The sequence below is a fragment of the Micromonospora sp. KC721 genome, assembly GCF_004348355.1.
Classification (GTDB): Bacteria; Actinomycetota; Actinomycetes; order Mycobacteriales; family Micromonosporaceae; genus Micromonospora.
Map to the genome: position 1 here is coordinate 1 of NZ_SMJY01000222.1, position 9,444 is coordinate 9,444.

The 9,444-nt window shown below is 73.9% G+C and carries 13 protein-coding genes; 10 read left to right on the forward strand and 3 right to left on the reverse strand.

All coding sequences use genetic code 11. From position 1 onward, the window contains the following. The first annotated feature begins 44 nt into the window (after positions 1-44). From E1182_RS26425 to E1182_RS26450, 6 genes are all read left to right on the forward strand, one after another. The gene (locus E1182_RS26425) at positions 45-902 is read left to right on the forward strand and encodes a type II secretion system F family protein (protein WP_132270259.1); all 858 of its coding nucleotides are present in this window, start codon (positions 45-47) and stop codon (positions 900-902) included. Positions 903-914: 12 nt separating this feature from the next. Further along, on the forward strand, positions 915-1,106 hold the full coding sequence (locus E1182_RS26430) for a hypothetical protein (RefSeq protein WP_132270239.1): 192 nt from the start codon (positions 915-917) through the stop codon (positions 1,104-1,106). 110 nt (positions 1,107-1,216) lie between these two features. After that, positions 1,217-1,612: a TadE/TadG family type IV pilus assembly protein gene (locus tag E1182_RS26435; RefSeq protein ID WP_243706430.1), complete on the forward strand. Its 396-nt coding sequence runs from the start codon at positions 1,217-1,219 to the stop codon at positions 1,610-1,612. Then, positions 1,609-2,082, forward strand: coding sequence for a TadE/TadG family type IV pilus assembly protein (locus E1182_RS26440; RefSeq protein ID WP_132270263.1), 474 nt, complete (start codon positions 1,609-1,611; stop codon positions 2,080-2,082). The genes E1182_RS26435 and E1182_RS26440 overlap by 4 nt, the downstream gene beginning before the upstream one ends. Continuing rightward, positions 2,079-2,528: a hypothetical protein gene (locus E1182_RS26445; RefSeq protein ID WP_132270241.1), complete on the forward strand. Its 450-nt coding sequence runs from the start codon at positions 2,079-2,081 to the stop codon at positions 2,526-2,528. The genes E1182_RS26440 and E1182_RS26445 overlap by 4 nt, the downstream gene beginning before the upstream one ends. Further along, positions 2,525-3,718, forward strand: coding sequence for a LysM peptidoglycan-binding domain-containing protein (locus E1182_RS26450; protein WP_132270243.1), 1,194 nt, complete (start codon positions 2,525-2,527; stop codon positions 3,716-3,718). Before E1182_RS26445 ends, E1182_RS26450 begins: the two co-directional genes overlap by 4 nt. Positions 3,719-3,800: 82 nt before the next feature. Here the strand turns inward: E1182_RS26450 and E1182_RS26455 are convergent, their stop codons facing one another. Both E1182_RS26455 and bluB read right to left on the reverse strand, forming a co-directional pair. After that, positions 3,801-4,640, reverse strand: coding sequence for a Rieske (2Fe-2S) protein (locus E1182_RS26455; protein WP_243706429.1), 840 nt, complete (start codon positions 4,638-4,640; stop codon positions 3,801-3,803). Positions 4,641-4,765: 125 nt separating this feature from the next. Further along, positions 4,766-5,386 carry a 5,6-dimethylbenzimidazole synthase gene (gene bluB, locus E1182_RS26460; protein WP_132270248.1) on the reverse strand — a complete coding sequence of 207 codons (621 nt, stop codon included), beginning with the start codon at positions 5,384-5,386 and terminating at the stop codon, positions 4,766-4,768. A 163-nt stretch (positions 5,387-5,549) separates the two neighbouring features. Here bluB and E1182_RS31310 point away from each other — a divergent pair, with 163 nt between their 5' ends. Together E1182_RS31310 and E1182_RS26470 are read left to right on the forward strand one after the other, a co-directional pair. Then, entirely contained in the window at positions 5,550-6,023 is a 474-nt protein-coding gene (locus E1182_RS31310) for a hypothetical protein (protein WP_165942727.1), read from the forward strand. Further along, the gene (locus E1182_RS26470; RefSeq protein WP_132270251.1) at positions 6,004-7,101 is read left to right on the forward strand and encodes a serine hydrolase; all 1,098 of its coding nucleotides are present in this window, start codon (positions 6,004-6,006) and stop codon (positions 7,099-7,101) included. The genes E1182_RS31310 and E1182_RS26470 overlap by 20 nt, the downstream gene beginning before the upstream one ends. Positions 7,102-7,114: 13 nt before the next feature. Here E1182_RS26470 and E1182_RS26475 read toward each other — a convergent pair whose 3' ends face one another. Continuing rightward, a complete protein-coding gene (locus tag E1182_RS26475) occupies positions 7,115-8,056 on the reverse strand; it encodes a phytoene/squalene synthase family protein (protein WP_132270253.1) in 942 nt (313 codons plus the stop codon). Positions 8,057-8,119: 63 nt separating this feature from the next. On the opposite strand from E1182_RS26475, the gene E1182_RS26480 reads away from it, so the two are divergent. Both E1182_RS26480 and E1182_RS26485 read left to right on the forward strand, forming a co-directional pair. Beyond that, positions 8,120-9,274 carry a polyprenyl synthetase family protein gene (locus tag E1182_RS26480; RefSeq protein ID WP_132270255.1) on the forward strand — a complete coding sequence of 385 codons (1,155 nt, stop codon included), beginning with the start codon at positions 8,120-8,122 and terminating at the stop codon, positions 9,272-9,274. A gap of 28 nt (positions 9,275-9,302) precedes the next feature. After that, a partial coding sequence (locus E1182_RS26485; RefSeq protein ID WP_132270257.1) for an FAD-dependent oxidoreductase occupies positions 9,303-9,444 on the forward strand: 142 nt, incomplete at its 3' end.

The following is a 9,444-nucleotide window of genomic DNA, read 5'->3' on the forward strand; positions in this document are numbered from 1 at the left end:
GCCCGCTTCCTGCCCGCCCCCGATCCCAAGGAGGCGGTCGCGTGATCCTCAACTGGCAGCTCGCGATCGCCGTGCTCGGCGGCGCGGGCATCGGCCTGGGCGTGTTCCTGCTGGTCCGGGAGGCGCTGCCGGCGTACCCGGCGCTCGGTCCGGCGCTGCGCCGGCTGCACCAGCCGCCCGGCACGGCCGCCTCGTCACGACGGTTGGAGTGGTTGGGCGGGTTCGCCCGCTGGCTCAGCCCGCCGCACCGCCAGCTCGCCCTGATCGGCCGGACCCCGGAGCAGTACGCCCTGTCGGTGTTGCTCTCCGCCCTGATCGGGCTGGCCACCCCGACGGTGTTCGGCGCGCTGCTCTTCCTCGGTGGGATGCGCCTGCCGGTGGCCGTACCGGTGCTGGGCAGCCTCGGGATGGCGCTGCTCTGCGCGCTGCTGGCCCACCGGGCGGTGCTGGCGAAGGCGGACGCCGCGCGGGACGAGTTCCGCCAGGCGGTCTGCACCTACCTGGATCTGGTGGCGTTGCAGCTGTCGGCGGCGCACGGCCCGGTGCAGTCCCTGGAACGCGCGGCGACGGTCTGCGACGGCTGGGTGTTCGAGCGGATCCGCGAGTCGCTGCGGATCGCGCAGTTGCAGATGCACTCCCCGTGGGACGAGTTGCAGGAGCTGGCCGATCGGATCGGCATCGCCGAGCTGGGCGACGTGGGCGCGATCATGCGGAACTCGGGCAGCGAGGGCGCGCAGGTGCACGAGACGCTGCGCAGCCGCGCCGACTCGCTGCGGGACCAGATCCGCACCGACAACCTGACCCGGGCCGAGGGGATCACCAGCCGGCTCGACATCCCCGGATCGCTGCTGGTCTTCGTCCTGCTCGGCTTCATCATCTATCCCTTCGTCGCCCGTCTGTGAGGAGCCCTCCCCATGCACATGTTCACGTTCTTCTACCTCGCCGCGGTGGACCGGCTGTCCCGGCTGCGCCGCGAGTCGGACCGGGGCGACAGCCCGGTGCCCACCGCGGTGATCATCGCTGGCCTGGTGGTCGCGGCCACCGCGGTCACCGGCCTGGTGCTCCAGAAGGCCGAGAGCTGGATGAACAGCATCCCGGGCAAGTGACCCCACCCGCTCCCCCAGCCGCGTGCCCGGGCCGGGCGGCCCCCACCGCCCGACCTCGGGACGCGCTCACCCGTGCGCCGCACCCGGACCGACCCGGCCTCCGCGCGGCTCTGGCCGTCCGCCGCCGCCTCGCCGCCGGGGGTACGGACCGGGGCGCGAACCCGGTGGAGCTGGCCGTCGTCATGCCGGCGGTGCTGGTGCTGCTCTTCGCCTCCGTGCAGGTCGCGGTCTGGTTCGTGGCCCGGTCCACCGCGCTGCACGCGGCGCAGAGCGGGGTCAACGCGCAGCGGACCTTCCAGGCCCCGGCCGGGGCCGGCGAGGCCCGCGCCGCCGGATTCCTGCGCGCCACCGGTGACTGGCTGGTCGGCGGGAAGCCGAGCTGCGCGACCATCGCAACCGAGGTGACCTGCACGGTCACCGGCCGGTCCCTGTCCGTCGTGCCCGGGGTCAGCTTCGAGGTACGGCAGAGCGCGCACGGCACCGTCGAACGGTGGACCGACCCGTGACCGCCGCCGGGGACCGTGGCCGGGGTTCCGTGTCGGTGGAGGTGGCCGTGCTCGCGCCCGCCTTCATCGCGCTGATCGTGCTCGCCGGGGTCACCGGGCGGACCGCAATCGCCGACGAGGCGGTCGAGTCCGCGGCGCACGACGCCGCCCGGGCCGCCTCGATCTCCCGGGACGCCGGCACCGCCCATACCGCGGCCCGCGACGCGGTCCGTCGGCAGCTCGACTGGCGGGGGCTGAACTGCTCCGCCGCACCCCGGATCGCCCTGCGCGGCACGGTGCGGGGCGGGCCGAGCAGCTTCGACGCCGCGTATCGCAGCCCGGCCGGTGAGCCGGCGAGCGTGACCGTCTCGGTGACCTGTGTGGTCTCCCACGCCGACCTGGCGCTGCCGGTGCTGCCCGGGATGCCGCTGCGCACCACCGTCTCGGCGAGCTTCACCTCGCCCCTGGACCGCTACCGGAGCCGAGGATGACCGCCCCCGACGCACCACGGGACGCTGGGCGGGTCAGCCTCTTCCTGGCCGTCGCCATGTTCGGCGTACTGGCGATCATCGGCGTCGCGTACGACGGCGCCGGCCAGCTCCGGTCGTTGCAGCGCGCCGACAACCTCGCCGCCGAGGCGGCCCGCAGCGGCGGCCAGGCCGTCGACCGGGCCCAGGCGATCGCCGGCGGGCCGAAGGAGATCGACGAGGCCGACGCCCGGGCCGCCGTACGGGACTACCTCTCGGCCGCGGGCGCGGCCGGGCACCGGGTCAGCTTTCCCGTGGTCGGCGGCGAGAAGCAGATCCGGGTGGAGGTCGACGTCACCTACCGCCGACACATGCTGGGCCTGTTCGGCATGGACGGCACCGTCACCGTCACGGGTGAGGCCACCGCACGGGCCATCACCGAGGCACCTCAGGAAGGAACGCCGCCATGACCGCACCACGTGGCTCCGCCGTCCGGCGGACCGGGCAGTTGCTCACCGGGTTCGGTTCGCTGGTCGTACTGATCGCGTTGCTGGTGGGTGCGCCGGTGGCGCTGCTCGCCCTCGCCGGCAACCCGCTGCCCGATCAGCTACCGACCCTGGCCGAGGTGGGCAGCACGTTGACCAGCCGGGACGACGGCCAGCTCTTCCTGCGGGCGCTGGCGGTGGTCGGTTGGCTGGGCTGGGCGAGTTTCGCCTTCTCCGTACTGGTGGAACTGGGGGCGGCGGTGACGCGGCGGCCGGCGCCCCGGCTGCCCGGGCTGAGCCGGCAGCAGCGGGCGGCGGCGGCGCTGCTGGGGTCGGTGGCCCTGCTGCTCGCGGCGGCCCCGGCGGCGAGCGCGGCCAGCGCCATGGCAGCCCCGGCGGCTGGCGCCGTGGCCTACCCGGCGGCCGGCGCCGTGGCAGCGCCGGCGATGGCCGCGGGCGCGCCGCTCGCCGCGCCGGACGACGGGCCGCGGACGGCCGGGTCGACGGCCGCGCCGGTCTACCGGGTGGCCAAGGACGACTATCTGGGCGAGGTGGCCGAGCGATACCTGGGCGACTTCGACCGCTACCGGGAGGTGGCCCGGCTCAACCGGCTGGCCGACCCGGATCGGATCCATCCCGGCCAGCTCATCAAGCTGCCGGCGCAGGCAACGGACGGCGGGGCCCGCGAACACGCCACCGGTCGGGTGGTGGCCACGCCGCCCCGCAAACCGTCACCACACCCGCTGTCGAACCCCCCGGCGGAGACCCGGCAGACCGCCACCCCGCAGGCTCCGGCGCAGGCCGCCATGCCGTCGGCACCCGCTTCCCCCACCGGGCCGACCCGCGAGATGGCTGGTGCGCCGGTCGGCAACACCGGCCTCCGGGCCGCGGCCGAGGCTGCTGACGCCGGACAGAGCCCGACCGGCGAGCGGGCCGACGCCGGTGCGGGGTCGGCCGCCGACCGGTCGCCGCAGGTCCCGCAGCCGACGACAGCTCCGGCGATGGCCGCGGGAGCATCCCGAGCCGGCGCCGACGACGGGCTGAACCGGCCGTTGGCGGTCTCGGCGGTGCTCGCCGTGGCCAGCATCGTCGGCGCGCAGATCGGTGCGGTGCTGGGGTTGCGTCGCCGCCCGGCCGCCCGGGTCCTCGACTCCGGCCGGCACCGCAACGACTGACCCGGCCCACTCGCCGAACTCGACGACCTGGTCGCCGCAGGGCGTCCGGGTGGCCCGGTCCGCCTCGCGCCCTGCGACGCGGTCAGGGAAGCTTGGTCTGCAGGACGCCGTCGACCACCCGGGTGGGCAGGATCTGCTGGTCGTTGGCAGACGGCCCGTGCACCACCTCGCCACCGTTGAGCCGGAACGTCGAACCGTGCCAGGGACAGACCACGCAGGCGTGCCCGTCGATCTCCCGCACCTCGCCCTCGCCGAGCGGGCCGCTCTGGTGCGGGCAGCGCTCCAACATCACCGTGACGTCGTCGCCGTGCCGGTAGAGGATCACCGAGACCTCGTCCACCTCCCGGGTGACCAGTTCGCGCTGCGGCAGCGTGGCCAGCTCGGCGACCGTCTGCCACCGGTCGCTCATCAGGTGCAGCTCGGAGATGCTCTGGCTGACCTGTGCGCCCTGCTTGTACGCCAGGTGCCCGCCGATGTACGCACCCATGCTCGCCGCGCTCAACCCCAGGTACGCCAGCGCCCGCCCCGTTCCGTGCCGGCCGCTGAGCCGGGCGGCGAGCGAGCCGGCGTACAGCGCCAGCCCGACGGTGTTCGAGGCGGCGTGCACCAGCCCCACCCGGCGCTGGTCGCGAGCCAGTGCGGCCCAGTCGTTCAGGCCGGCGACGGCGGCCGGGACGGCGCCCGCGGTGCCGAGCGCGACCAGGGTGGTGGCCGCGCGGCGCTGGCCGGGCAGCAGATCCAGCACCGCGGCGCTGATCCAGGCGCCCACCGGCACCTGCACCATCGCCGGATGCAGTGGGTGGCCCAGCCAGACGCCGTGCAGCAGATCGCGGACCCGCTGCCCACGCAGGGTCCCCTGGACGGCCCGTTGGAGCCGGTCGCCGATCCGGTCCAGCTTCGCGTTCTGTTCGATCTTGGTCATCAGTGCTCGCACCTGCTCCGACTTCCCGGCAGGAGCCGTCGCAAACCGGGCGGCGGGCATGTTTCCGTACGCCGGGTCGGTAGCTGGCGTGAACGTCGCGGGGTGAACCGGACGCGGTCGCGTCGTCAGGGCGTCCAGCGGTCGTGGTGCAGGGCCTCGGTCAGGGGCCGCTTCTGCCGCCAGCCGTGCCGGGCCAGGTCGGGCGAGGATTCCAGGTGCGTCACCGGCCCGACGCAGAGCCAGGCGACCGGCCGGATGCCGGTGGGGATGCCCAGCAGGTCGGACAGGAACGGCTCCCGGTAGAACGAGACCCAGCCGACGCCGAGCCGTTCGGCGGTGGCGGCGAGCCAGAGATTCTGGATGGCCAGGCAGACCGAGTAGAGGCCGGCGTCGGCGATGGCGTGCCGGCCCAGCACGGCCGGACCGCCGCGGGACGGGTCGTAGGTGACCACGATGGACATGGTCGACTCCAACACTCCGTCGATCTTGATCCGGGCGAACCGCCGGGCCGCCTCGCCGGACAGGGTGGCGGCGAAGACGTCGCGCTCCTGCCGTACGTGCTCGTGGAACCGACACCGGAGCCCGGCGTCGCGGACCAGGATGAAGTCCCACGGCTGCGAGTAGCCGACACTGGGCGCGGCGTGCGCCGCGTCCAGGATCCGGCGCAGGGTCTCCTCGGGCACCGGTTCGCCGGTGAACTCGGCGCGGACGTCACGCCGACGGTGGATTGCGGTGTACAGATCCATGACACGCTCCCGTTGCGCTCGACCCTCGTCGTGGTGGGGTACCTCCATGATCGTTCCGGTGATGCCAGCGGCAGGCGCGTCCGGGGGTGGCCGTCTAAGATGACCGATCCGGCCTGTGACCCGGTCAAGTCGACCGCCGAGGCGCACCTCCACGGGGAACATCATGACGAGCACGCGTGCCCGCGTCGTCCGCACCGTCCTGACCCTGACCGTCGTCGCCGGTCTCGCCGCCGGCTGCCAGGGCGAGGAGAAGGGGTCCGCGCCGGCCGCCGCCGGGTCGGCGAGCACCACGCCCAGTCCGACGGTCGACGCCGCCGCCAACAGCAAGCAGGTCTGCGAGGCGAGCCTCGCCCTGGTCAAGAAGCATTTCATCGCGATGGCGAACGATGCCATCGCGGCCATCGACAAGCCGGTCAGCGCCGAGGAAGCGGGCGGGAAGGTCCGGGCGAACTACACGGCGATCGCCGAGGGGCTGCGCACGGAGGCGCCGAAGGCCGCCGAGCCGCAGGTACGCACGGCCCTGGAAAACCTGGCCGGTGCGATCGAGAAGCGACTGACCGGCCCGAACGCCACCAAGGTGGAGTCCCCGGACCTGGACCCGACCCTGGAGGCGCTGGATGCTGCCTGCCGCCGGTGAGCCACCGGGCGTCGGGGGGTGGCAGGAGCCTCGCTTCGCCCCGGTACGTCAGTGCTTCCAGGACCTGCTCGCCTCGGGTCGGGAGACCGGGGCGGCGCTGGCCGTCTGGTACGACAGTCGGCCCGTCGTCGACCTCGTCGGCAGCTCGGACGCCGGGTGGCGGCCGGACACGCTGGTGAACGTCTACTCGGTCGGGAAGCCGGTCGCTGCGGCCTGCCTGCTGGCGCTGGTCGACCGGGGGCGGGTGGAGTTGGACGCCCCGGTCACCGCGTACTGGCCGCAGTTCCGTACGCCGGCGACCGTCCGGCAGGTGCTCAGTCACACCGCCGGACTGCCCGCGTTCCCGGTGGCCCGGCCGGCGGCGGCGGTCGCCGACTGGGCGCTGCTCTGCGGTGACCTGGCCGCCGCCACGCCGGAGTGGGAGCCGGGCAGCGTCGCGGGGGAGCACGCCTGGACGTACGGGCATCTGGTGGGCGAACTGGTGCGTCGGGTCGACGGGCGGCCGGTGGGCCGGTTCCTGGCCGAGGAGATCGCCGGCCCGTGGCGGCTCGACCTGGCCTTCGGGCTGACCGCGACGGACCAGCGGCGCTGCGCCGACGTCTCCTACGGCGATCCGGGCTGGCCGGGGCGGATGCTGGGCGACCCGGGGTCGTTGCGGGCCCGGGCGCTGGGCAATCCGCCAGGCGGCCTGGACGTGGCGGTGGTCAACAGTCCGCTCTGGCGTGGCGCGGAGGTGCCGGCGGTCAACCTGCACGCCACCGCGTCCGGGTTGGCCCGGTTCTACGCGGGCCTGCTCGCCGGCGGCACGCTGGACGGGGTCCGGCTGTTCGGTGCCGACCTCGTGGCGGAGGCGACCCGGGTCCAGTACGACGGCCCGGACCTGCTGCTCGATCGGCGTACCCGGTGGACGCTGGGCATGCAGTGGGAGGAGGACGGAAGCTGGGGAATGGGCGGGATCGGCGGTAGCAGTGCCTGGGCGGATCCGGGGCGCGGCTACGCGTTCGCGTACGCCACCACCCGGTTGGCCGAGCACGACCGGGTGGATGAGCTCGTCGAGGTCCTACACGCCTGCCTCTGAGCAGCAGGTTTCGTCACGCTTCGAGCAAGTCACCCTGGACAGGCCGCGTGAGGTCGGGCCCGGGCACCACGATCGGGCCGCCGGCCGGGGTGAGCAGGGCGCGGGCGGCCACGGTCAGCCGCCGCCGCCGCGGTACCAGCGCCCGCCGGACGAACACGTCGTAGCCCTGCCTGGCGATCTCGTCGAGAATGCCGCCGTAGAGCGCGTACGCGGTACGGATGCAGGCCCGCGAGGCGGGAGTGAGCAGGGGAATCCCGGGCGCGGCAGCCTCGTAGTGGGCCTGGGCGCGGGTCACCTCGTACTCGATCAGGTCACGGATCCTGCCGGTGCTGCGGCCCGCCGCCTTGGCGGCGAGCAGGTCGGCCCGGGTGACCTCGAACTTCGCCAGGTCCTCGTCGGGCAGGTAGGTGCGGCCCCGGCCGAGGTCCTCGGCCACGTCACGGATGAAGTTGGTGAGCTGGAAGGCGAAGCCGAGTTGGCGGGCGGGCTCGCGGGCGGTGTCCGGATCGGAGCTGTCGAGGATGGGCAGCATCATGGTGCCGATGGCCGCCGCCGATCCCTCCATGTAGTCGAGCAGGGCGTCGTAGGTCGGGTACGCCACGACGGTCAGATCCATCGCCATGCTGCGGAGGAACGACACGAAGTCGGCTCGGTCCAGGTCGAAGACGGCGATGGTGTGCAGCACGGCGGGCAGCAGCGGATCGTCCACCGGCTCGCCGTGCAGGCCGGCGAGAAAGCGGTGGGACCAGTCCTGAAGCCGGGCGGCGCGCTCGGCCGGCGGCAGGTCGCCGGTGCGATCGACGATGTCGTCGGCGTGCCGCGTGAAGCCGTACAGGGCGTGCACGTGCCGCCGTTTCCAGGCCGGGAGCAGGCGGGTGGCGAGATAGTAGGTGCGGCCGTGTCGTCGGTGCAGTTCCTGGCAGCGGGCATAGGCGGCGGGGAGATCGGTGTCCACCGGCCCTCCTCAATCCGACGCATAAATCGACGCAACTCGTTACCCTAGGATACCCTCACCGACATGGCCAACGACGCAGTCGCCGGCAAATCCCTCCGTGTCGCGCCGGCACAGCCGGAAGCGTCCGACGCTCCGCTCCGCGATGTGCTGGCCGCGTTCACCGCGGATCTGATCAAGAGCGTCGACGACACCCTGGCGGGATTCCTCGCCGCCGAGGTCGATGCGCTCGCCCGGATCGACGCGGCCATGGGTGCCTTCGCGGCGACCGCCCGCGACAGCGTTCTGGCCGGCGGCAAGCGGGTCCGCCCGACCTTCGCGTACTGGGGCTGGCGTGGCGCGGTCGGCGGCGCCGAGCCGCTGTCGTCGGTGCTTCCGGCGTTCGCCGCGCTGGAACTGCTGCACACCTTCGCGCTGGTCCACGACGACGTGATGGACGCCTCCGACACCCGGCGGGGCAGGCCGACCGTGCACCGGGCCGTCGCCGCCCGGCACGTCGCCGCCGGGCACACGGGCGACCCGGACCGGTTCGGAGAGGCGGTGGCCGTACTCATCGGTGACCTCTGCATGGTCTGGGCCGACCGGCTGCTCAGCCACGCCACGGTGGCACCGGCACGACTGTTCGACGTACGCCGCTGCTACGACCAGATGCGCGTCGAGACGATCGCCGGGCAGTACCTCGACATGCTCGGCGAGAACGACGCGGCGCACTGGTCGCTGGACCGGGCGCTGCGGGTGGCCCGCTACAAGACCGCCAGTTACACGGTCCAACGGCCGCTGCTCTTCGGCGCCTGTCTGGCCGGGTTCGCCGCCGACACGTCACTGATCGCCGCCTACACCCGGTACGGCTGGGCCGTCGGCGAGGCGTTCCAGCTCTGCGACGACCTGCTCGGGGTGTACGGCGACCCCGCGGCCACCGGCAAACCGGCCGGGGACGACCTGCGTACCGGCAAGCCCACCGCGCTGCTGCTGCTGGCCCGGCAGCTCGCCACCCCGAGCCAGCGGCAGGCGTTGGAGCGCGCCGGCACGGTGACCGAGCCGCACGAGGTGGCCCGGCTGGCCGAGCTGGTCGTCGCCACCGGGGCGGTCGCCCGGATCGAGCGGATGATCTCCGACCGGGTGGCCGAGGCGCTGGACGCGCTCGACTCCGCGTCCGTCGACCCGACGGCACGTACCGCGCTGACCGGTCTCGCCACCGCCGCCACCACACGGCGGGCATGATGAGCGACTCTGGGAAGGAGGTGGTCGGGTGCGAACCGTGAACGGGCGCACGGACCGGGTGGTGGTCGTCGGCGCCGGGCTGGGCGGTCTGGCGTGCGCGCTGCACCTGGCCGGCAGCGGCCGGCAGGTGATCGTGGTGGAGCGTGAGCCGATGCCGGGCGGGCGGGCCG

Coding starts and splice junctions, on each gene's coding strand:
- E1182_RS26430 (WP_132270239.1), top strand. CDS start 915: ATGCACATGTTCACGTTCTTCTACCTCGCCGCGGTGGACCGGCTGTCC.
- E1182_RS26445 (WP_132270241.1), top strand. CDS start 2,079: ATGACCGCCCCCGACGCACCACGGGACGCTGGGCGGGTCAGCCTCTTC.
- E1182_RS26450 (WP_132270243.1), top strand. CDS start 2,525: ATGACCGCACCACGTGGCTCCGCCGTCCGGCGGACCGGGCAGTTGCTC.
- E1182_RS26455 (WP_243706429.1), bottom strand. CDS start 4,640: ATGACCAAGATCGAACAGAACGCGAAGCTGGACCGGATCGGCGACCGG.
- bluB (WP_132270248.1), bottom strand. CDS start 5,386: ATGGATCTGTACACCGCAATCCACCGTCGGCGTGACGTCCGCGCCGAG.
- E1182_RS31310 (WP_165942727.1), top strand. CDS start 5,550: ATGACGAGCACGCGTGCCCGCGTCGTCCGCACCGTCCTGACCCTGACC.
- E1182_RS26470 (WP_132270251.1), top strand. CDS start 6,004: ATGCTGCCTGCCGCCGGTGAGCCACCGGGCGTCGGGGGGTGGCAGGAG.
- E1182_RS26480 (WP_132270255.1), top strand. CDS start 8,120: ATGGCCAACGACGCAGTCGCCGGCAAATCCCTCCGTGTCGCGCCGGCA.